Source organism: Streptomyces tamarix (genome assembly GCF_032423885.1).
Taxonomy (GTDB): domain Bacteria; phylum Actinomycetota; class Actinomycetes; order Streptomycetales; family Streptomycetaceae; genus Streptomyces; species Streptomyces tamarix.
In genome coordinates this window covers 150,384-171,448 of record NZ_JAWCTQ010000005.1, presented here as the reverse complement: position 1 = coordinate 171,448, position 21,065 = coordinate 150,384, and the positions used below count along the sequence as shown (strand labels likewise).

19 protein-coding genes are annotated in these 21,065 nt (G+C 69.8%); 12 read left to right on the top strand and 7 right to left on the bottom strand.

Annotated features, from left to right (window positions below; all coding sequences use genetic code 11):
• The first annotated feature begins 44 nt into the window (after positions 1 to 44).
• The 3 genes from RND61_RS06455 (at position 45) to RND61_RS06445 (ending at position 1,475) form a co-directional block, all read left to right on the top strand.
• Positions 45 to 629, top strand: a complete 585-nt coding sequence (locus RND61_RS06455) for a phage tail tube protein (RefSeq protein WP_315876809.1) — start codon at positions 45 to 47, stop codon at positions 627 to 629.
• Positions 630 to 774: 145 nt separating this feature from the next.
• A complete protein-coding gene (locus tag RND61_RS06450) occupies positions 775 to 1,065 on the top strand; it encodes a hypothetical protein (RefSeq protein WP_315876808.1) in 291 nt (96 codons plus the stop codon).
• Positions 1,066 to 1,130: 65 nt separating this feature from the next.
• Positions 1,131 to 1,475 carry a hypothetical protein gene (locus tag RND61_RS06445; RefSeq protein WP_315876883.1) on the top strand — a complete coding sequence of 115 codons (345 nt, stop codon included), beginning with the start codon at positions 1,131 to 1,133 and terminating at the stop codon, positions 1,473 to 1,475.
• Between the two features lie 40 nt (positions 1,476 to 1,515).
• On the opposite strand, the gene RND61_RS06440 is transcribed toward RND61_RS06445, so the two are convergent.
• Positions 1,516 to 1,887 (bottom strand): DUF3592 domain-containing protein, encoded by a 372-nt coding sequence (locus tag RND61_RS06440; protein ID WP_315876807.1) that lies wholly within the window; start codon positions 1,885 to 1,887, stop codon positions 1,516 to 1,518.
• 112 nt (positions 1,888 to 1,999) lie between these two features.
• Between RND61_RS06440 and RND61_RS06435 the strand changes: the two genes are divergently transcribed.
• The 9 genes from RND61_RS06435 (at position 2,000) to RND61_RS06395 (ending at position 9,806) form a co-directional block, all read left to right on the top strand.
• Positions 2,000 to 2,686 (top strand): hypothetical protein, encoded by a 687-nt coding sequence (locus RND61_RS06435; protein WP_315876806.1) that lies wholly within the window; start codon positions 2,000 to 2,002, stop codon positions 2,684 to 2,686.
• Between the two features lie 19 nt (positions 2,687 to 2,705).
• Positions 2,706 to 3,776 (top strand): hypothetical protein, encoded by a 1,071-nt coding sequence (locus RND61_RS06430; RefSeq protein ID WP_315876805.1) that lies wholly within the window; start codon positions 2,706 to 2,708, stop codon positions 3,774 to 3,776.
• A gap of 25 nt (positions 3,777 to 3,801) precedes the next feature.
• On the top strand, positions 3,802 to 5,061 hold the full coding sequence (locus tag RND61_RS06425; protein ID WP_315876804.1) for a hypothetical protein: 1,260 nt from the start codon (positions 3,802 to 3,804) through the stop codon (positions 5,059 to 5,061).
• Positions 5,048 to 7,423 (top strand): hypothetical protein, encoded by a 2,376-nt coding sequence (locus tag RND61_RS06420; RefSeq protein WP_315876803.1) that lies wholly within the window; start codon positions 5,048 to 5,050, stop codon positions 7,421 to 7,423. Before RND61_RS06425 ends, RND61_RS06420 begins: the two co-directional genes overlap by 14 nt.
• On the top strand, positions 7,420 to 7,632 hold the full coding sequence (locus RND61_RS06415) for a hypothetical protein (protein ID WP_315876802.1): 213 nt from the start codon (positions 7,420 to 7,422) through the stop codon (positions 7,630 to 7,632). Before RND61_RS06420 ends, RND61_RS06415 begins: the two co-directional genes overlap by 4 nt.
• Positions 7,629 to 8,279 (top strand): hypothetical protein, encoded by a 651-nt coding sequence (locus RND61_RS06410; RefSeq protein WP_315876801.1) that lies wholly within the window; start codon positions 7,629 to 7,631, stop codon positions 8,277 to 8,279. The genes RND61_RS06415 and RND61_RS06410 overlap by 4 nt, the downstream gene beginning before the upstream one ends.
• Positions 8,280 to 8,396: 117 nt before the next feature.
• Positions 8,397 to 9,308: a peptidoglycan-binding protein gene (locus RND61_RS06405; RefSeq protein ID WP_315876800.1), complete on the top strand. Its 912-nt coding sequence runs from the start codon at positions 8,397 to 8,399 to the stop codon at positions 9,306 to 9,308.
• 11 nt (positions 9,309 to 9,319) lie between these two features.
• On the top strand, positions 9,320 to 9,553 hold the full coding sequence (locus RND61_RS06400) for a hypothetical protein (RefSeq protein ID WP_315876799.1): 234 nt from the start codon (positions 9,320 to 9,322) through the stop codon (positions 9,551 to 9,553).
• A complete protein-coding gene (locus RND61_RS06395) occupies positions 9,540 to 9,806 on the top strand; it encodes a hypothetical protein (RefSeq protein WP_315876798.1) in 267 nt (88 codons plus the stop codon). The genes RND61_RS06400 and RND61_RS06395 overlap by 14 nt, the downstream gene beginning before the upstream one ends.
• A gap of 69 nt (positions 9,807 to 9,875) precedes the next feature.
• Here RND61_RS06395 and RND61_RS06390 read toward each other — a convergent pair whose 3' ends face one another.
• The 6 genes from RND61_RS06390 to rplA form a co-directional block, all read right to left on the bottom strand.
• Complete coding sequence (locus RND61_RS06390; RefSeq protein ID WP_315876797.1) at positions 9,876 to 13,775, bottom strand: DNA-directed RNA polymerase subunit beta'; 3,900 nt, start codon at positions 13,773 to 13,775, stop codon at positions 9,876 to 9,878.
• Between the two features lie 95 nt (positions 13,776 to 13,870).
• The gene (gene rpoB / locus RND61_RS06385; protein WP_315876796.1) at positions 13,871 to 17,356 is read right to left on the bottom strand and encodes a DNA-directed RNA polymerase subunit beta; all 3,486 of its coding nucleotides are present in this window, start codon (positions 17,354 to 17,356) and stop codon (positions 13,871 to 13,873) included.
• Between the two features lie 511 nt (positions 17,357 to 17,867).
• Positions 17,868 to 18,251 (bottom strand): 50S ribosomal protein L7/L12, encoded by a 384-nt coding sequence (rplL, locus tag RND61_RS06380; protein WP_315876795.1) that lies wholly within the window; start codon positions 18,249 to 18,251, stop codon positions 17,868 to 17,870.
• A gap of 112 nt (positions 18,252 to 18,363) precedes the next feature.
• Positions 18,364 to 18,894 (bottom strand): 50S ribosomal protein L10, encoded by a 531-nt coding sequence (rplJ, locus tag RND61_RS06375; protein WP_315876794.1) that lies wholly within the window; start codon positions 18,892 to 18,894, stop codon positions 18,364 to 18,366.
• 273 nt (positions 18,895 to 19,167) lie between these two features.
• Positions 19,168 to 20,130, bottom strand: a complete 963-nt coding sequence (locus RND61_RS06370; RefSeq protein WP_315876882.1) for a hypothetical protein — start codon at positions 20,128 to 20,130, stop codon at positions 19,168 to 19,170.
• A gap of 141 nt (positions 20,131 to 20,271) precedes the next feature.
• Positions 20,272 to 20,994 carry a 50S ribosomal protein L1 gene (gene rplA, locus RND61_RS06365; RefSeq protein ID WP_315876793.1) on the bottom strand — a complete coding sequence of 241 codons (723 nt, stop codon included), beginning with the start codon at positions 20,992 to 20,994 and terminating at the stop codon, positions 20,272 to 20,274.
• Positions 20,995 to 21,065: the final 71 nt, after the last annotated feature.

Sequence of the window (21,065 nt, the reverse complement as noted above, 5' to 3'; positions counted from 1 at the left end):
CGCGGCACCCCGCAACGCCCTCACCACTCTCCGAAGGAGTCCCCATGCCCGCCAACAACGGCAACCAGATCCGCGTCGCCGGCACCGGCCGCATCCTCGTCGCCACCGCCGGCGCCACCGGCCCGGCCGCCCCGAAGCACACCGCCGACGAGTGGCCGACCGGCTGGACCGAGCTCGGCTACACCAGCACGGACGGCATCAAGTTCAACAAGAAGGACAAGATCGACCCGGTCGACACCTGGCAGTCGGTGAGCCCGGCGCGGTTCATCTACTCCGACCGCGACCTGACCGTGAAGTTCCAGCTCCTGCAGTTCAACAAGGACACGCTGCCGTTCTTCATGGGCGGCGGCACGGTCGGCGCGGTGACCGCCACCGGCGCGGTCGACACGTACACGTACGCGATGGGCGCCGAGCCGCAGAAGGACGAGCGCCAGCTGGGCATCGAGTTCAAGGACGGCGCGGACGTCACGTACCGCTTCATCATCCCGCGCGGCCAGGTGACCGAGACCGAGGAGATCTCGCTGACCCGCACGGGCGCGCTGAAGCTCGGCGTCACGTTCACCGCGCTGGCCGGCGAGGGCAGCTCCACGCTGGCGACCTGGATCATGAAGGACAAGTCGTACGCGTAAGGGCTCGGCGCCCCCGGCGCCCCGCCCCTCCCCCGCCGGTGTCCGGCGCGCGGCCCCTCGTGGTCGCGCGCCGGGCACCGGCGTCTTCGTCTCCCCCTGTCCCCTCCCGTTCCCCCTGTTCCCTCCCGCGCAAAGGAGCCCGCGCATGTCCTCCTTCAACGTCAACGCGGCCCGCGCCCAGCGCCTGGAAGCGCTCGGCCGGGCCTGGTCGTTCGAGCTCGACGACCAGACCTTCCAGCTCCCGACCGAGCTGTCCCGGGCCACCGCCCGCAAGCTGCGCGACCTCGACGACAACGACGTCGACGGGCTGCTGCGGCTCCTCCTGGGCGAGCAGCAGTACGCGCGCTTCGACCACCTGGAGGTCACGATGCAGGACGTCGCGGCGATCCTGGAGGCGTACGGCAAGGAGACGGGGCTCGGCCTGGGGGAAGGCTGAGCCTCGGCGTGCTCGTCGAGGAGCACGCCGAGGCCCTGGAGGCCGACCTGCTGCGCCACTACGGCGTGGACCTGCTCGACTGGCACCGCGGCCGGCTCTCCTCCCGCCGGCTCGCGGTGCTGGTCCGGCACATGCCCCGCGACAGCGCGCTCGCCCGCGCGGTGCACGGCGAGGCGGCGGAGTGGGCGGTGACGGACCACCTCCTGGCCGCCGCGGTGGACCACCTGGCCGAGGCCAACTGGATGTTCGCCACCGTCAACCAGGACGAGGACGCCGAGCCGCTGGAGTACCCGACCCCCGTACCGCGGCCGTCGGAGCCCACCGGGAGCGACGCCGACGCCGACGACGACACGGACGAGAGCGGGAGCGACGGTCCCGGCCCCGAGGAGCTCGGCCGCTTCTTCGCGTGAACCGGCCGGAAGCCCGCCGCGGCCCGGCGCCCTCCGCGGGTCACCGCTCGAACATCCCGACGGCCAGATAGGCGCCTCCGAGGATGCCGAGCACCAGTTGCACGAAGAGGTAGGTGCCGATGTTCACCCCCGCCCAGGGGACCGGGCGCCTCAGCTCGTACCGGGTGCGCGACCGCTCCGGGCGCCTGGGGTCGTAGACCACGGACACCGGCTGGCCCGGCTCGCGGATCGGCAGCGGATAGGGCTTCTGGGAGAAGTCGTAGTGCGATTCGCCCGCACTGTCGACATATCGATAGGCGCACACCCATCGCCCGTTCTTCCGATAGGCGTGGTCGCAGACGGCCTCCACGGGCACCCCCGCGCGGCGCAGGCGCAGATGCACGTGGAGCGAGGCCGCGGCCACGGGGCTCACGACCAGAGCAGGCGAGAGCAGCAGAAACCACGCGATCCACGGTCCGACGGACACGGTCCCTCCGGGAAGTAGCGGGCCGGGCTTGGCACCCTGCAATGGAAGTAGAGGAAAAATGTCGCAAACAGCAGCGAATGAACCCTTGATCGGCGCCCCGCCGTGGATCGATCCAAAAGAGGCGCTGCGCTACAAGGAGATGTACCGCGACCTCAGCCACAGCGTCAACGCCATCGCCACCAGCCTGACCGGGCTCAAGTTCGACATCACGGCCATCGCCCTCGGCCTCACCCTGGTGAAGGCGGATTTCACCCTCCTCAAGGTGGACGAGAAGGGGGTGACCCTCCGCGGCAAGCAGATCGCGACCTTCCGGTGGGCCGACCAGAAGAAGCACCTGGAGAACCGCATCGAACGCGCGGAGAGGAAGGGGGAGAAGGACCGCAAGAAACTGGCCGACGACGTCAAGGAACTGGAGAGGGTCAAGAAACTCGTCGCCGAGAAGAGCCAAGCGGCGAAGAACTCGAAGGACAAGACCTTCGTCTACGAGACCCGAGCCGAGCTGAGCAAGCTGATGAGAGACGCGGAGCGCATCGAGAAGCGCATCCGCGAAAAGGTTTCCAAGCTCAGCAGGTCGAATTCCTTGCAGGTCAAGCTGGACAGGATCAAGGAGAGCGAAAAGGAGGCGGAAAAGTCCCGCAAGAAGGTGGCTGAAGATGCCCGGAAGACCCGGGCGGAGATGAACGCGCTCCTGCGCGAGATGCGCTCGGTGCAAAGCGGCCTGCGCAGCTTCTCCAACGCCCTCTGATACGAAAGGTGGCACCCCCGTGTCATTGACGACCAAGCTCCGGAGCGCGGCTTCGGCGACCCAGCGGTTGTCGCAGGTCCTCGGGCAGGGCGGCCGCGCCGTCTCCGGCATGAAGACGGCCGCCGACCAGGGCACCGCCGCCGTGGCGAAACTGCGCGGCGGCGCCGACAAGGCCGGCTCCGCCGTCGGCAAGCTGCGCACCTCCGCCACCAACGGCAACAGCGCCCTGGGCCGGTTGCGGACCGGCCTCAACAACGCCAACACCTCGTTCGGCAAGGCCAAGGGCGGCACCGACAAGTTCAAGACCTCGCTCGACAAGCTCAAGGGCTCCGCCGACAAGGCCAAGAACGCCCTGCGCGACGTGAAGCGCCAGGCGGACGCCGTCGAGAAGTCGGTCGGGAAGGCCGGCAAGGGCGCCGACAAGACCGGCAGGACCATGGGCGGCGGGCTGTCCAAGGGCCTCAAGGGGGCGAGCCTCGCGCAGAAGGGCCTCAACCTGGCCATGGCGGCCAGCCCGTTCGGCCTGATCATGACGCTGCTGGCGCCGCTCATCGCCAAGTTCGTCAACGTCGACAAGATCGTGTCCGTGGTGACCAGGGGCTTCAAGTCGGGCATGAAGGCGATCCAGAACGCCGTGTCGACGGCGACCAGGGTCATCACCCCGATCCTCAAGGGCATCGGCAACGTGATGCTGGCCCCGTTCCGGGCCTTCGCCACCGCCGTCAACACCATCATCGGCGCCCTCAACGGCTTCAAGGTCTCGATCCCCGGCTGGGTCCCGGTCTTCGGCGGCAAGAGCTTCTCCATCAACCTGCCGAAGATCCCCATCCCCCACCTCGCCAAGGGCGGCATCGTCCAGCCCCGCAACGGCGGCACCCTCGCCCTCATCGGCGAGGCCGGCGAGCACGAGGCCGTCATCCCGCTCAGCAAGCTGGAACGCATGATCGGCCAGGGCGGCGGCCGCGCCCAGATCGCCCGGCTCGCCGAAGCGGTCGAGCGCCTCGCCGACCGGCCCGTGCACGTCCAGGTCGACGGCCAGACCATCGCCCGCGCCGTGATCGCCGGGCACCGGCAGCTCGCCCGCCGATAGCCAGCACCAAGGAAGGAGGCTCCCCATGGCACGAAACCTCTGGGTCGGCCTGCCCGGACAGCTCCGCGAGATCAGCCAGGCCGCCACCGGCTTCGAACGCGGTGCGGAACTCGGCGTCTCCCAGTTCACCTCACTGGGCGGCCAGGTCACCACGATCGCGCCCCGGCGCGCCCCCCGCAGGATCAAGCTCACCTTCGACCGGCTCGGCCAGGACGACGCCGCGCACCTCGACCGGCTGGCCCGGCGCGTCGACGGGCCCGGCCCCGTCGAGGTCCTCGACCCGGTGGCCCGCAACCTGCTCGACCCGCTGCAGGCGCAGGGACGCGTCGCGGCCGGCAGCCCGTACAACTCCTGGTACACCTCCGTCAGCGGCAGCGGCAAGCTGGAGGTGTCGACCGCCCCGGGCGCGCAGCCCCAGACGTACGTCTGGAAGGCGCTGACGACGACCGCCCAGCTCAGCTGGCACCGCAGGCCCCGCGCCGGCTTCCCCGTCGTCCCGGGCATGCGGGTGCGCTTCACCCTGCCCACGTCCTGGCGGGCGGGGCCGTGCGCGACCCGGCTGCACTGGCGGGACGCGAACGGCACCTACCTGACGTCCGCCGCCGACACCGGGCACACCCTCGTCGCGACCGTCCCCGAGGGCGCCGCGCTGGTCACCCCGTCGGGCGTCACCGGTGAGATCGGGACGTACGGGCTCGACGGCGCCGTCCTGACCATCGACGACGACCACGTGCCCACCGCCCCGGCGAACCTGCTCCCCGCCGAGCAGGCCGCGGGCAGGGGGGCGCTCACCCAGTGGTCGGCGACCGGCGTCACCCTGTCCACCGACGCGTCCGGCTACGCGGTGGCGTCCCTGGCCGCGTCCACGACCGGAACGCTGACCTTCGTGAACGGCGCCCAGAAGGGCCACGCGCTGCCGCCCGGCTCCGGCCTGGTCGGCCTGGTGCTGCCCGCCGCCGTGCGGACGAGGGCGGAGAACTGCGTGCTCGCGTTCCACGACGCCGCCGGCGCACAGCTCGCCGCGACGACCGGCTGGGCCCCGGCCACCGTGCCGGCCGGCGCCACCCACGTGTCCGCCACCGTGACCTTCGCCTCCGCCACCAGCGCGTTCCAGTCGCGGATCGGCCCGGCGAAGCTGCTGCACGTGGACCCCACGGTGACCGAACTGCCCGGTGACGGGTGCCCGGTCATGGCCGTGACCGGCTACACCGACTCCCCGGCCCGGCCCCTGCCGTACCGGAACATCTCGATCGACCTGGTGGAGGTGACCAGTGCGAGCCTCTGACGAGGAGCTGACCCGGACGCTGGAGTCCGGGTCGCGCACCACCGCCCACACCACCCGCCTCGGCGGCCGGGACGTGACCGAGCAGGTCCAGTCCTGGCAGCTCGAACGCAGCTACAGCACCGACCTGCCGGACGCCATGCGCGCGTTCTCCGGCAGCTCCGCGGCCCAGCTCCAGCTCCAGGTCTCCGGCACCGCGGGCGCCTCGGCACCCGCCCTGTACTCGCCGTGGGCGCCGCGCGCCACCGGCGACATCGCCCGCCCCGGCCAGTCCGTGGTCCACACGTACGGCACCGACGCCGGCACCCTGCCCGCCTTCCGCGGCACCGTGCGCAACCGCTCCGCCGCCTCCGGCACCGACACCGTGCAGCTCACCGCCCTGGACGGGGCCGAGCGGCTGCACGGGCCGGCGGAGCTGCCCAAGCCGTACGCCGGGTTCTACTGGCGGCGACCGGTGGCCACCGCCACCTGGTGCGTCGACGAGTTGCTGCGCCAGGCGGGGCTGCACTCCTCCCCGCCGCCGCGCTACCCGGAGTACAGCGCCGGCGCGCCGCTCACCCTCGTGTACGCCTCCCTGCACGGCGGGTTCGCCGCCACCTACGGGCAGCCCGAGATCGTCCCCGACGCCCGGCACTACGGCTGGAGCCGGGAGGGCGCCCCGCACGAGATGGCCCTGGTACCGCACGCCGCGGCACCCGACACACACGCGATGACGGCCACGTGGTTCCCGCGCAGCCGGGTCACCGTGCCGGGCAGCCGGCTGTTCGCCGAGGCGTGGGTGAACAGCGCGGTCGGCTTCGGCTCCACCGTCGCCCTGGAAGTGGACCTCAACCGCACCGGCACCCAGACCGGGCGGCTGCGCCTGGCGGTCGACTTCTCGCTCGGCCAGATCTTCATGCACTCCGGCACCCGCGAGGGCGGCGGCACGTACTTCTACTGGAACCTCTCGGCGCTCAAGGAGCAGCGGGGCGTCTGGCACATCGGCGGCCTGTTCGACACGACGCCGGCCGGCGGCTCCGTCCTGCCGACCGTCCAGCCCGTCCTCACCGGGCCGGACGGGAGGCACTACGCCTTCGGCGCGGCCACCTTCACCAACCCCTCCGCGGCGCAGCCCGCCGCCGAGCTGTACCAGCTACGGCTGGTGACCCAGCTCGCCACCGAGGCCGTGCAGCTCTCCAGCGGGCTGACCGCCTTCCCCACGAACGCCGAGTTCGCCCAGACGGGCGCCTGGACGAAGGAGGTGGAACTCGACGAGGCGATCCTGCCGCTCCACACGATCCCGCGCGTGTCCGGCTCGCAGTGGGAGGTGATCACCCAGATCGCCAAGGCGAGCATGTCCACCGCCGAGTTCGACGAGCGGGGCGTCTTCCACTGGCGCAACTACACGCGCTTCGCGAAGCAGCCCACGGCCGCCGACCTGACCCTGACGTCCCTGCGCGACATCGCCGCGCTCACCGTCACCGAGGAGATCGACGCCTGCCGCAACTACTGCGTGCAGCCGTACAAGGACTGGTCGTCGGTGAAGGTCGCCAACGGCACCTCCTACAACGACACCGTGGTGCGCGAGATACCCGGCGACTCGTCGGTGACGCTCAAGTACGTCCTCGCCGACGAGGAGTTCGACATCGGCCCGCCCAACGTCGACGACGACCAGAGCGTCGCGCCCGGCTTCTCGGTGCGCTTCGCGGCCGCCAACGCGGCCGGCGCGGACGCCGTCAAGGGCGCCGTGGACATCTTCGCCCGGCGGGAGGAGGGCCACCTGGTCCTGCGGTTCACCAACCGCACCTCCCGGCGGCTCTACACGGTCACGGAGGACGGCAAGCCCTCGGTGCACATCCAGACCCTGAAGCCGTCCACCGAGCCGGTCGAACGGCAGGCGACCTCCTGGGCCCCCGGCAGCACGAGCGAGAAGTACTACGGCCGCCAGGAGTACTGCGCCGAGGCCGGCGACTGGGTGCAGGACTACCGGGCGGCCCAGGACCTCGCCCACGCCATGCGGGCGGCGGGCCAGTACCCCGTGCCCGTCCTCGGCGAGGTGGAGGTGCTGTACGACCCGCGCATCCAGCTCGGGGACGTCGTCCGGGTCGTGGACTCCAGCGGCGCCGCGCTGGACACCCTCGCCTGGGTCGTCGGCATCAAGACCGCGTCGACGTCCCCCGGCACCGTCCAGCAGACCCTGACGCTGCGCGGCACCCGGACCAACGGGTTCCCCGCCGACAGCGACCTGACCCCCGACACCCCCTCCGACCGCGCCCCGCTGCCGGTCGGCACCACCTACGCGGCCGTCGCCGCCGCCCACCCCACCCTCGGGAGCCTCTCGGGCAGCGGTCTGACCTGGCGGCAGATCAAGGAGAGCGGCCTGTGAGCGACACCCCGTCCGCACCGGACCCGGTGGAGGTCACCACCGAGCCGCCGGGAGCCCCCGCGTACCCGGTCGAGGTGCTCCTGGAGGAGCACCCCGCCGCGCCCGTCCCACCGGCCCCCGTCCCCGAACCGCCCGTTCCCGGCACCCAGACCCCCGACACCGCCCCCGTCGTACCCGTCTCCGGCGGCGAACAGGAGGAGATCGCATGACCATCCAGTACACCCCCCTCAGCGGCCTGCCCTACCCGCAGCCGAGCGACCCGGCCGACCTGCCGGCGCACCTCCAGTCCCTGGCCCAGACCCTGGACGGGCGGACCGTACTGCGCTTCGGCACCGCCTCGGACCGCGACACCAAGATCCCCACGCCGGTGGCCGGCATGCTCGCGTGGATCGCCTCGCCGGGGCGCCTGATGTTCTACACCGGCTCGGCCTGGGCCCCGGTCGGACCCGTGCCGGTCTTCCGGGTCAACCTCGACGGCGGCAGCACCACCAGCACCGCGTGGGCGGAGACCCTGACCGACGCGGTGGGGGACCCGATGAACGCCGTGTTCACCGTGCCCGCCTCCGGCCAGGTCATCATCACCGTCGGCTGCTACATGCACTCCTCCGCCGCGAACGTCGGCTCGTACATGTCGGCGAACGTCCGCAACTCCGCCGGGGCCGTCGTCCTCGCCGCCTCCGACGACCGGGCCGCGCTGGTCAACACCCCGAACCGGTCCTCCGTGTCGACGCAGTTCCTGGTCGGCGGCCTCGCCGTGGGCACCACCCACACCGCCACCCCCGCCTACCGCACCGCCGCCACCACCAGCGCCGGCCACTTCGACACCCGGTTCATCCGCATCGACCCCGTGATGTGACCCGGTCCCCCCGCCCCGCCCCCGCGGGGTGACCCGTCCCGTACGCCCGGCCCGCCCGCGACCCGCCGTCGCGCGGCGGGCCGGGCGTTTCCGTACCCTTGACGAGGAGGCCCACCGATGGCAGCCCCCCTCTCCCCCGACCGGCTCCTCGCCGCCCTGCGCGCCGAGGGCGTCACCGTCGTCGAGCACCCCGGCTGGCGCACCCGCAACCGCAACCACACCGGAGCCTGGGGTCCCGTCGCCGGTGTGATGATCCACCACACCGTCACCAGCGGCACCGCCTCCTCCGTCGAGCTGTGCGCCCGGGGCCACGCCGGCCTGCCGGGCCCGCTGTGCCACGGCGTCATCGCCAAGGACGGCACCGTCCACCTCGTCGGCAACGGCCGCGCCAACCACGCCGGCGGCGGCGACCCGTCGGTCCTCCAGGCCGTGATCACCGAGACGTACCGGGACCGGCCGCCCGCCCCCCGCGCCCACCAGGGCAGCGCGAACGCCGTCGACGGCAACGCCCGCTTCTACGGCTTCGAGTGCGTCAACCTCGGCAACGGCGCCGACCCGTGGCCGGCCGCCCAGCTCGACGCCGTCGAGCGGGTGGGCGCCGCGCTGTGCCGGGCGCACGGCTGGGGCGCCAAGTCCGTCATCGGCCACCTGGAGTGGTCCGACCAGAAGGTCGACCCGCGCGGCTTCGCCATGGCCGGGATGCGCGAGCGGATCCACCAGCGGCTCGAAGCGGCCCCCTCGGCCCAGGAGCCGACCGCGCCCAAGCCCGCCGCCCCCCGCTACCAACCGTTCCCCGGCACCTCGTTCTTCCGGTCGAACCCCAGCTCGCCCATCGTCACCGCGATGGGCCGCCGGCTCGTCGCCGAAGGCTGCGGCCACTACCGCGTCGGCCCCGGCCCCCGCTGGTTGGAGGCCGACCGCCGGTCGTACGCCGCCTGGCAGCGCAAGCTCGGCTTCCGCGGCTCCGACGCCGACGGCTGGCCGGGCGCCGCCTCCTGGAACGTGCTGAAGGTCCCGTACACCCCGTAAAGGAGCACCCCGTGTCCGATGCCGCCAAGCGCACGGCCCGCACCGTCCTCCAGTCCGCCGTCGGCATCGCCGTCGTGCTTCCCGCGATCGTCGACGCCTCCGGCGTCCCGGCGACCCTGCCCTGGGTCGCCGGAGCACTGGCGGTCGCGGGCGCGCTCACCCGGGTCATGGCCCTCGACGCGGTCCAGCGCCTGCTACCGGCCTGGCTGCGCACCACCCCGGGGGGCGCCGATGCCCGAGTCTGACCAGACGAGCGACCCCGTGACCGTCGCCGTCGAGCTGGAACGGCTGCGGGGCACGCTGGAGGCCGGGTTCGCCCGCGTCGACGGCTCGCTCGCGCTGCTCGTCCAGCGCAGCGACCAGACCGACAAGCAGCTCGCCGACATGGAGACCCGGCTCGACGCCCTCGAACGCGCCCGCTGGCCGCTGGCCAGCATCGCCGCGCTGACGGCGAGCGCCGGCCTCGTGCTCGCCCTGTGGGAGCTGGCCGGGCGCTGACCGGAGCCGCCGCACGCCGAAGGGCGGCCACCCCTCGCGGGGTGACCGCCCTTCGGTCAGGCGACTCGCTTACTGGTTGTACGGACCGTAGTCGTAGTCCTCCAGCGGAACGGCCTGGCCGGAGCCCGTGCCGAACGGCGAGTAGTCGATGTCGTCGTAGCCGACGGCCGAGTACATCGCGGCCTTCGCCTCCTCGGTCGGCTCGACCCGGATGTTGCGGTAGCGGGACAGGCCCGTACCGGCCGGGATGAGCTTACCGATGATGACGTTCTCCTTGAGGCCGATCAGGGAGTCGGACTTGGCGTTGATCGCCGCGTCCGTCAGGACCCTGGTCGTCTCCTGGAAGGAGGCCGCGGACAGCCACGACTCCGTCGCCAGCGACGCCTTGGTGATACCCATCAGCTGCGGACGGCCGGAGGCCGGGTGGCCGCCTTCCTGGACCACGCGACGGTTCTCCTGCTCGAAGCGCGAGCGCTCCACGAGCTCGCCCGGCAGCAGCTCCGCGTCGCCGGACTCGATGATCGTCACACGGCGCAGCATCTGCCGGATGATGATCTCGATGTGCTTGTCGTGGATCGACACGCCCTGCGAGTTGTAGACCTTCTGCACCTCGCCGACCAGGTGGACCTGAACGGCCCGCTGACCGAGGATGCGCAGCACGTCGTGCGGGTTCTCGGTACCCACGGTGAGCTTCTGGCCCACCTCGACGTGGTCGCCCTCGCCGACCAGGACACGGGCGCGCTTCGAGATCGGGTACGCCGTCTCGTCGCTGCCGTCGTCCGGCGTGATGACGATCTTCTTGGTCTTCTCGGTCTCCTCGATCCGCACGCGGCCGGAGGCCTCGGCGATCGGCGCCATGCCCTTGGGGGAACGGGCCTCGAAGAGCTCGACGACACGCGGCAGACCCTGCGTGATGTCGTCACCGGCCACACCACCGGTGTGGAAGGTACGCATCGTGAGCTGGGTACCGGGCTCACCGATGGACTGGGCGGCGATGATGCCGACCGCCTCGCCGATGTCGACCAGCTTGCCGGTCGCGAGCGAACGGCCGTAGCAGTACGCGCACGTGCCGACCGCGGACTCGCAGGTGAGGACCGAGCGGGTCTTGACCTGCTCGACACCCGCCGCGATGAGCTGGTCGATGAGCACGTCGCCCAGGTCGACGTTGGCCGGCGCGATGACCTTGCCGTCCACGACGACGTCCTCGGCGAGCATCCGCGCGTACACGGACGTCTCGACGTCGTCCGCCTTGCGCAGGACGCCGTCCTCGCCGCGCACGCCGATCCGCAGCTTCAGACCGCGGTCGGTGCCGCAGTCCTCCTCGCGGATGATCACGTCCTGCGAGACGTCCACCAGACGACGGGTCAGGTAACCCGAGTCGGCGGTGCGCAGGGCCGTGTCGGCGAGACCCTTACGGGCACCGTGCGTGGAGATGAAGTACTCCAGCACGGACAGGCCCTCGCGGAAGGACGCCTTGATCGGACGCGGGATCGTCTCGTTCTTGGCGTTCGACACCAGACCGCGCATACCCGCGATCTGGCGCATCTGCATCATGTTTCCTCGCGCACCCGAGTTCACCATCATGAAGATCGGGTTCGTCTTCGGGAAGTTCTCGTTCATGGCCTCGGCGACCTCGTTGGTCGCCTTGGTCCAAATCGCGATGAGTTCCTGCGTGCGCTCGTCCTTGGTGATCAGACCGCGCTCGTACTGCTTCTGGACCTTCTCGTCCTGCGCCTCGTAGCCGCGGACGATCTCCTTCTTCGCCTCCGGGACGACGACGTCCGAGATGGCGACGGTGACGCCGGAGCGGGTGGCCCAGTAGAAGCCCGCCGCCTTCAGGTTGTCGAGCGTCGCCGCCACGATGACCTTCGGGTAGCGCTCGGCGAGGTCGTTGACGATCTCGGAGAGCTGCTTCTTGCCGACCGTGTAGTCGACGAACGGGTAGTCCTCGGGCAGCAGCTCGTTGAAGAGCGCGCGGCCCAGGGTGGTGCGCAGGCGGAAGCTGTCGCCCTGCTGCCACTCCGTCTCGCCGTCCTCGTTGACCGGGGGCGTCCAGCCGCGGGGCGGGACGGAACCGATCGGGAAGCGGATGTCGACCTTCGCCTGGAGCGACAGCTCCCGGGCGTCGAAGGCCATGATCGCCTCGGCGGTGGAGTTGAAGGCGCGGCCCTCGCCCCTGACCTCGCGCTCCTCCTCGTCCGTGGTGAGGAAGAAGAGGCCCAGCACCATGTCCTGGGTCGGCATGGTGACCGGACGGCCGTCGGCCGGCTTGAGGATGTTGTTCGAGGACAGCATCAGGATGCGCGCCTCGGCCTGCGCCTCCGCGGAGAGCGGCAGGTGGACGGCCATCTGGTCACCGTCGAAGTCCGCGTTGAACGCGGTGCAGACGAGCGGGTGGATCTGGATGGCCTTGCCCTCGACCAGCTGCGGTTCGAAGGCCTGGATGCCGAGGCGGTGCAGCGTGGGCGCACGGTTCAGCAGCACCGGGTGCTCGGCGATGACCTCTTCGAGCACGTCGTACACGACCGTGCGGCCGCGCTCGACCATGCGCTTGGCCGACTTGATGTTCTGCGCGTGGTTCAGGTCGACCAGGCGCTTCATCACGAACGGCTTGAAGAGCTCCAGCGCCATGGCCTTGGGCAGACCGCACTGGTGCAGCTTGAGCTGCGGGCCGACGACGATGACGGAACGCGCCGAGTAGTCGACTCGCTTGCCGAGCAGGTTCTGGCGGAACCGGCCCTGCTTGCCCTTGAGCATGTCGGACAGCGACTTCAGCGGACGGTTGCCGGGGCCCGTGACCGGGCGGCCGCGGCGGCCGTTGTCGAAGAGCGCGTCGACGGCCTCCTGGAGCATGCGCTTCTCGTTGTTCACGATGATCTCGGGCGCGCCGAGGTCGAGAAGCCGCTTCAGGCGGTTGTTGCGGTTGATGACGCGGCGGTACAGGTCGTTCAGGTCGGAGGTCGCGAAGCGGCCACCGTCCAGCTGCACCATCGGGCGCAGGTCCGGCGGGATCACCGGGACGCAGTCCAGCACCATGCCCTTGGGGCTGTTGCTGGTCTGCAGGAAGGCGGAGACGACCTTGAGGCGCTTGAGCGCGCGGGTCTTCTTCTGGCCCTTGCCGGTGCGGATGATCTCGCGGAGCTTCTCGGCCTCCTCCTCCAGGTCGAAGGACTCCAGGCGCTTCTGCAGCGCGGCGGCGCCCATCGAGCCGTCGAAGTAGGTGCCGAAGCGGTCGCGCAGCTCGCGGTAGAGCAGCTCGTCGCCCTCCAGGTCCTGGACCTTGAGGTTCTTGAAGCGGTTCCACACCTCGTCGAGGCGGTCGATCTCGCGCTGGGCGCGGTCGCGGAGCTGCTTCATCTCGCGCTCGGCGCCCTCGCGCACCTTGCGGCGCACGTCGGCCTTGGCGCCCTCGGACTCCAGCTCGGCCAGGTCGGTCTCGAGCTTCTTGGCGCGGGCCTCCAGGTCGGCGTCGCGGCGCTGCTCGATCTGCTGGCGCTCGACGGAGACGTGGGCCTCCAGCGACGGCAGGTCGCGCTGGCGGCGCTCCTCGTCGACGTACGTGATCATGTACGCCGCGAAGTAGATGACCTTCTCCAGGTCCTTCGGGGCGAGGTCCAGCAGGTAGCCCAGCCGGGACGGGACGCCCTTGAAGTACCAGATGTGGGTGACGGGGGCGGCGAGCTCGATGTGGCCCATCCGCTCGCGGCGCACCTTGGCGCGGGTGACCTCGACGCCACACCGCTCACAGATGATGCCCTTGAAGCGGACGCGCTTGTACTTGCCGCAGTAGCACTCCCAGTCCCGGGTCGGGCCGAAGATCTTCTCGCAGAAGAGGCCGTCCTTCTCGGGCTTCAGGGTGCGGTAGTTGATGGTCTCCGGCTTCTTGACCTCGCCGTGGGACCACTGCCGGATGTCGTCCGCGGTGGCCAGGCCGATCCGCAGCTCGTCGAAGAAGTTGACGTCGAGCACTATGCGTCAATCCCTCTCAGGGTTCGTGTCAATCAATGGTCTGTACGGGTCGCTGGGCGGGGCCGGCCGGATGGGGCATCCGGCCGGCCGACCCGTCAGACCTCTTCGACGCTGCTCGGCTCGCGCCGGGACAGGTCGATGCCGAGCTCCTCCGCCGCGCGGAAGACGTCCTCGTCGGTGTCGCGCATCTCGATGGACATGCCGTCCGAGGACAGCACCTCCACGTTGAGGCACAGGGACTGCATCTCCTTGATGAGCACCTTGAAGGACTCCGGGATGCCGGGCTCGGGGATGTTCTCGCCCTTGACGATGGCCTCGTAGACCTTCACGCGGCCGGTGACATCGTCGGACTTGATGGTCAGCAGCTCCTGGAGGGCGTACGCGGCGCCATAAGCCTCCAGCGCCCACACCTCCATCTCACCGAAGCGCTGGCCACCGAACTGAGCCTTACCACCCAGCGGCTGCTGGGTGATCATCGAGTACGGACCGGTCGAACGGGCGTGCAGCTTGTCGTCGACCAGGTGGTGGAGCTTGAGGATGTACATGTACCCGACCGAGATCGGGTCCGGGAACGGCTCGCCGGAGCGGCCGTCGAACAGGCGCGCCTTGCCGGACGGCAGCATCAGGCGGTCGCCGTCGCGGTTGGGGAGGGTGTGCTCCAGCAGACCGGCCAGCTCGTCCTCGCGGGCACCGTCGAAGACCGGGGTCGCGACGTTGGTGCGGGGCTCGACCTGGTCGGCGCCGATGGTCTGGAGCCGCTTGGCCCAGTCGTCGGCGAGTCCGGAGACGTCCCAGCCCTGGCTGGCGAGCCAGCCGAGGTGGATCTCCAGGACCTGTCCCGGGTTCATTCGGGACGGCACGCCGAGCGGGTTGAGGATGATGTCGACCGGGGTGCCGTCCTCAAGGAACGGCATGTCCTCGATCGGGAGGATCTTGGAGATGACACCCTTGTTGCCGTGGCGGCCGGCGAGCTTGTCACCGTCGGTGATCTTGCGCTTCTGCGCCACGTAGACGCGGACCAGCTGGTTCACGCCCGGCGGCAGCTCGTCGCCCTCCTCGCGGTCGAAGACGCGCACGCCGATGACCTTGCCGGTCTCGCCGTGCGGCACCTTCAGCGAGGTGTCGCGGACCTCACGGGCCTTCTCGCCGAAGATCGCGCGGAGCAGGCGCTCCTCCGGGGTCAGCTCGGTCTCGCCCTTCGGGGTGACCTTGCCGACCAGGATGTCGCCGGCGACGACCTCGGCACCGATGCGGATGATGCCGCGGTCGTCGAGGTCGGCGAGGACCTCCTCGGAGACGTTCGGGATGTCCCGGGTGATCTCCTCGGGGCCCAGCTTGGTGTCACGGGCGTCGACCTCGTGCTCCTCGATGTGGATCGAGGAGAGGACGTCGTCCTGGACGAGGCGCTGCGACAGGATGATCGCGTCCTCGTAGTTGTGGCCCTCCCACGGCATGAACGCCACGAGGAGGTTCTTGCCGAGCGCCATCTCGCCGTTCTGGGTGGCCGGGCCGTCGGCCAGGACCTGGCCCTCGATGACGCGGTCGCCCTCGGCGACGATGACCTTCTGGTTGACCGAGGTGCCCTGGTTGGAGCGGGCGAACTTGGCCAGGCGGTACGTGATGTACGTGCCGTCGTCGTTGGCCACGGTGATGTAGTCCGCGGAGAGCTCCTGGACCACACCGTCCTTCTCGGCCTTGACCACGTCGCCGGCGTCGACGGCGGAGCGGTACTCCATGCCGGTGCCGACGAGCGGGGACTCCGACTTGATCAGCGGCACGGCCTGGCGCATCATGTTCGCGCCCATGAGGGCGCGGTTGGCGTCGTCGTGCTCGAGGAACGGGATCATGGCGGTCGCGACCGACACCATCTGGCGCGGCGAGACGTCCATGTAGTCCACGTCGTCCGGACCGACGTAGTCGACCTCGCCGCCGCGGCGGCGGACCAGGACGCGGTTCTCGGCGAACCGGAGCTCCTCGGTCAGCGGCGCGTTGGCCTGGGCGATGACGAAGCGGTCCTCCTCGTCGGCGGTCAGGTAGTCCACCTCGTCGGTGACCTGGCCGTCGACGACCTTGCGGTACGGCGTCTCGACGAAGCCGAACGCGTTGACGCGGCCGTACGAGGCGAGCGAGCCGATCAGACCGATGTTCGGGCCTTCGGGCGTCTCGATCGGGCACATGCGTCCGTAGTGGGACGGGTGCACGTCTCGGACCTCGAAGCCGGCCCGCTCACGGGAGAGACCACCCGGGCCGAGCGCGGACAGACGACGCTTGTGCGTCAGCCCGGACAGCGGGTTGTTCTGGTCCATGAACTGCGAGAGCTGGCTGGTGCCGAAGAACTCCTTGATGGAGGCGACGACCGGCCGGATGTTGATCAGGGTCTGCGGCGTGATCGCCTCGACGTCCTGGGTGGTCATGCGCTCGCGCACGACGCGCTCCATCCGGGCCAGACCCGTGCGGACCTGGTTCTGGATGAGCTCGCCGACGTTGCGCAGGCGGCGGTTGCCGAAGTGGTCGATGTCGTCGGTCTCGACGACGATCGTCGAGCCGTTCTCACCGACGGTCTCGGTCTCGCCCGCGTGGAGCTTCACCAGGTACTTGATCGTCGCGATGATGTCGTCGACGGTCAGGACCCCGGCGTCGAGCGGCTCGTCGGCGCCGAGCTTCTTGTTGACCTTGTAGCGGCCGACCTTGGCCAGGTCGTAGCGCTTCGGGTTGAAGTAGAGGTTCTCCAGCAGCGTCTGGGCGGCCTCACGCGTCGGGGGCTCGCCCGGACGGAGCTTGCGGTAGATGTCGAGCAGCGCGTCGTCCTGGCCCTGGGTGTGGTCCTTCTCCAGGGTGGCGCGCATGGACTCGTACTCGCCGAACTCCTGCAGGATCTGCTCGGTGGTCCAGCCGAGCGCCTTGAGGAGGACGGTCACGGACTGCTTGCGCTTGCGGTCGATGCGGACACCGACCATGTCGCGCTTGTCGATCTCCATCTCCAGCCAGGCGCCCCGGGAGGGGATGATCTTGGCGGAGAAGATGTCCTTGTCGGACGTCTTGTCGATGGAGGAGTCGAAGTACACACCCGGCGAGCGGACGAGCTGCGACACCACGACACGCTCGGTGCCGTTGATGACGAAGGTGCCCTTGTTCGTCATGAGCGGGAAGTCGCCCATGAAGACGGTCTGGGACTTGATCTCGCCGGTCTCGTTGTTGGTGAACTCGGCCGTGACGAAGAGCGGCGCGGCGTAGGTGAAGTCGCGCTCCTTGCACTCGTCGATGGAGTTCTTCGGGGGCTCGAAGCGGTGGTCGCGGAAGGTCAGCGACATCGACCCGGAGAAGTCCTCGATCGGCGAGATCTCCTCGAAGATCTCTTCCAGACCGGACTTGGTGGGGACGTCCTGTCCGTTCTCGAGAGCCGCCTCGACACGAGCCTTCCACGCGGCGTTGCCGAGCAGCCAGTCAAAGCTCTCGGTCTGCAGCGCGAGAAGGTTCGGAACCTCGAGGGGCTCCTTGATCTTTGCAAAGGAGATGCGCAGCGGGGCGGTGCTTGCGCCGTTGTTCGTATTCGCGGTCGAGGCGTTGCGCGAGGCGGCCAAGAGGGGGTCCTTCCGAGGGCTCGGACTCACTACGCGCGTACCGGTCCCAAGCCGAGCAGGAGACTCGAAATCCCAGGTCAGGGCATTCGGTCAACGGTGCTCTTGCGAGGGGATGCCCCTGGTGACGGGCAGGGAGCAGTTAACAGGCAGCGCAAAGGGTCAGTGTAGCCACTTGGCCCACTGATGTCCAGGGCGAGTAATTCGCAACCCTCGTTCTTCTCATCTCCGCGGTACCCCGCGCCTCGACGCACATCGATACTGCCCGTTCGGTCGTCGATCCATGCCTCGGTTCCGGATCGTTGTGACGACGCGTCCTGAGAATTGCGCGCGGCGTGCGGTTCGTCAAGGCCCCCGGCCCCGCGGGCGCACGGCGAAGATCACCTTACTCCGTCCGCGTCCGGGCGTACGACAGGCGCCGCGGGAACGCCGAAGGGCGACCACCCGGTTGGGTGATCGCCCTTGGAAACGCCCTCAGAGGGCGTCAGCGCGAGTCAGGAGACCCGCAAGGAGGTCACTTGACCTCGACGGCCGCGCCGGCGCCCTTGAGGGCCTCGGCAGCCTTGTCGGCGGTCTCCTTGTTGACCTTCTCGAGGACCGGCTTCGGGGTGCCGTCGACGAGGTCCTTGGCCTCCTTCAGGCCCAGGGAGGTCAGCTCACGGACGACCTTGATGACCTGGATCTTCTTGTCACCGGCGCCGGTGAGGATGACGTCGAACTCGTCCTTCTCCTCGACGGCCTCGGCGGCCGGGGCACCCGGGACACCGGCGGCGACGGCGACCGGAGCGGCGGCGGTGACGTCGAACTTCTCCTCGAACGCCTTCACGAACTCGGCGAGCTCGATGAGGGTCATCTCCTCGAACTGCGCGAGCAGGTCTTCCTGAGACAGCTTCGCCATGATGGCGGTCCTTCCACTAATTCGGCTGGTGCCGGATGTACATGTGTGGCGGGCGTACGTTGGGCCCGCGGTGACCGTCGCCCGTCAGGCGGCGGTCAATGTGCGAGCCGAATTACTCGGCACCGCCCTGCTCGGCCTGCTTGGCGCGCAGCGCGTCCACGGTGCGGACGAGCTTCGACGGGAGCGCCTGGAAGAGCGCGGCAGTCTGGGACTGCTTGCCCTTCATGGCACCCGCCAGCTTGGCGAGCAGAACCTCGCGGGACTCGAGGTCCGCAAGCTTCTTGATCTCATCGGCGGACAGCGCCTTGCCGTCAAGGACACCGCCCTTGATGATCAGGTTCGGGTTGTCCTTGGCGAAGTCACGAAGACCCTTCGCCGACTCCACCGGGTCACCGGTGATGAAGGCGACCGCCGTCGGACCAGTGAACTGGTCGTCCAGCGACGTGATCCCGGCCTCGTTGGCCGCAATCTTGGTCAGCGTGTTCTTCACCACGGCGTACTGGGCGTTCTCACCGAGCGAACGGCGCAGCTGCTTGAGCTGTGCCACGGTGAGACCGCGGTACTCGGTCAGCACGGCGGCGTTCGAGCTGCGGAACTTGTCCGTCAGCTCGGCAACCGCAGCAGACTTGTCGGGCCTCGCCATGAGCCTCGGCCTCCTTCCGGGTGATTCGGACCGCGATGGCTGAAGGAAGGAGACTGGGCAAAACGAAACGCCCCGGCGCAGGCGCACGGGGCGTGACTCGACCGGACGACATGCCCGGGAGTACATCCACTGTCACCTGCGCAGGCCGTCCGTAGCTAGCGGATCCTTCGGCGGCTGCACCCCTACGGGCACAGCTACGACCAGCGGTCTTTGGCTTCTGTGGAAGAGTACGGGACCGGGCGGCCGTCAAGCAAATCGGCCGGGAAGTCCGGATCAGGCGGTCGCGCCCCCGGGGCCGTCGGCGCCCTCCAGCGCGCCGGCGAGCTTCTCCATCATCTCCATGAAGTCGAAGGTCTGCCCGGCCGGCGGGGCCTGGACGGCGGCCTTGGTGCCGTAGTCCGAGTAGGTCGCGGACACCTCGACCTGGCCGCCGGGGGTCTCCATGCCGACGTCCATCCTGACGGGGTAGCCGTCCCCGTTGACCCAGACCTCCGTGTCGTACGCCTTCAGGCCGCCCTCCTTCATCTTGGCGACCAGTTCCTCGCGCTCCTTCTCGGAGAGCACGGACAGCGACTTGTTGGAGGCGACCATCTCGTCGACCGTGAGCGTGCCCTTGTAGTGCTGCGTGTCGACGCCGTCGACCTTCTCCGGGCCGACGTGCTTCAGGTTGGGCGAGTCGAGCAGCAGGGCGAGCTGCGCGGCCGGGTCCTGGTTCATGTTCTCCAGGCTGCCGGTGAGCTGCTTCTGGAGGGCCGCGTCACCGGTCTTCTCGCCGAGCGCCTTGAAGTCGAGCTTCATCCAGCGCTTGCCGCCCAGCTCGGCGGGGGCCTTGTCCCCCATGTCCATGTACATGACGTCATCGACCATGACCATGCGGAAGTCGCCCGAGTCGGCCGCCCCCTCACCGCCGCCCAACGGGCCGCCGCCGGTGACGGCGATGTCCATCGTGCCGGGGTCCCAGCCCAGGACACCGGTCATCTCCATCTTGCCGGCACCCGCCGCGGCGCCCCCCATGCCTTCGGGCAGGGTCATCGTCATCCGCACCTTGGCGGACTTCGCGGCGGCGGTCTTCTCGTACGCCGTCTGGATGACCTGCGCCGCCGAGGACCACTGCGGCTGGCCGGCCGGCGCGTCCGCGGCCTTCTTCCCGTCACCGCCCTGGCAGCCGGCCGCGCCGGCGAGCACCGCCACGGCCACCGCCGGGACCCCCAGGCGCTTGCGTACGGAGACCTTCATGCCCCACCCCCACAGATGTGCGATCTTCAATCTCTTCGAAACGCTAACGCACGCCACTGACAGACGCGTACGAAAAACCGGTCCCCGCCCCTCCGGAGAGGCGCGGGGACCGGTTCGCGTCGACCGTGCGAGCCGTCAGGCTCAGACCGCGGCCGGGTCCTCCTCGGCGAGGAGGTTCCGAGTGCGGTTGGCGTCCAGCGGGATGCCGGGGCCCATGGTGGTGGACAGGGTCGCCTTCTTGATGTAGCGGCCCTTCGCGGCGGACGGCTTCAGACGGAGGATCTCCTCCAGCGCCGCGGCGTAGTTCTCGACCAGCTTGGTCTCGTCGAACGACACCTTGCCGATGATGAAGTGCAGGTTCGCGTGCTTGTCGACACGGAACTCGATCTTGCCGCCCTTGATGTCCGTCACGGCCTTGGCGACGTCCATCGTGACCGTGCCGGTCTTCGGGTTCGGCATCAGACCACGGGGGCCGAGGAAGCGGCCGAGGCGGCCGACCTTGCCCATGAGGTCCGGGGTGGCGACGACGGCGTCGAAGTCCAGACGGCCCTTCGCGACCTCGTCGATCAGTTCGTCGGAGCCGACGATGTCGGCGCCCGCGGCCTCCGCGGCCGCAGCACGGTCACCGGTCGCGAAGACCAGGACCCGGGCGGTCTTACCGGTGCCGTGCGGAAGGTTCACGGTGCCACGGACCATCTGGTCGGCCTTGCGCGGGTCGACACCCAGGCGGAAGGCGACCTCGACGGTGCCGTCGAACTTGGTGGTGGCGGTGTCCTTGGCGAGACGGACGGCCTCGAGGGGGGCGTAGATGCGCTCCTGGTCGACCTTGGCGTCCGCGCCGCGGAGAGCCTTGCTGCGCTTCACTTCTTCTCCTGCTTTCAGGTATGGAGTCGTGGTCCGGGCCAGCGCGTGGCCCTTCCACAGAGGTTCAGACG

Excerpts from the sequence above, each read along its gene's own strand:
- RND61_RS06455 (WP_315876809.1), top strand. The coding sequence starts at position 45 with ATGCCCGCCAACAACGGCAACCAGATCCGCGTCGCCGGCACCGGCCGC.
- RND61_RS06450 (WP_315876808.1), top strand. The coding sequence starts at position 775 with ATGTCCTCCTTCAACGTCAACGCGGCCCGCGCCCAGCGCCTGGAAGCG.
- RND61_RS06435 (WP_315876806.1), top strand. The coding sequence starts at position 2,000 with ATGTCGCAAACAGCAGCGAATGAACCCTTGATCGGCGCCCCGCCGTGG.
- RND61_RS06425 (WP_315876804.1), top strand. The coding sequence starts at position 3,802 with ATGGCACGAAACCTCTGGGTCGGCCTGCCCGGACAGCTCCGCGAGATC.
- RND61_RS06410 (WP_315876801.1), top strand. The coding sequence starts at position 7,629 with ATGACCATCCAGTACACCCCCCTCAGCGGCCTGCCCTACCCGCAGCCG.
- RND61_RS06405 (WP_315876800.1), top strand. The coding sequence starts at position 8,397 with ATGGCAGCCCCCCTCTCCCCCGACCGGCTCCTCGCCGCCCTGCGCGCC.
- RND61_RS06395 (WP_315876798.1), top strand. The coding sequence starts at position 9,540 with ATGCCCGAGTCTGACCAGACGAGCGACCCCGTGACCGTCGCCGTCGAG.
- rplL (WP_315876795.1), bottom strand. The coding sequence starts at position 18,251 with ATGGCGAAGCTGTCTCAGGAAGACCTGCTCGCGCAGTTCGAGGAGATG.
- rplJ (WP_315876794.1), bottom strand. The coding sequence starts at position 18,894 with ATGGCGAGGCCCGACAAGTCTGCTGCGGTTGCCGAGCTGACGGACAAG.
- RND61_RS06370 (WP_315876882.1), bottom strand. The coding sequence starts at position 20,130 with ATGAAGGTCTCCGTACGCAAGCGCCTGGGGGTCCCGGCGGTGGCCGTG.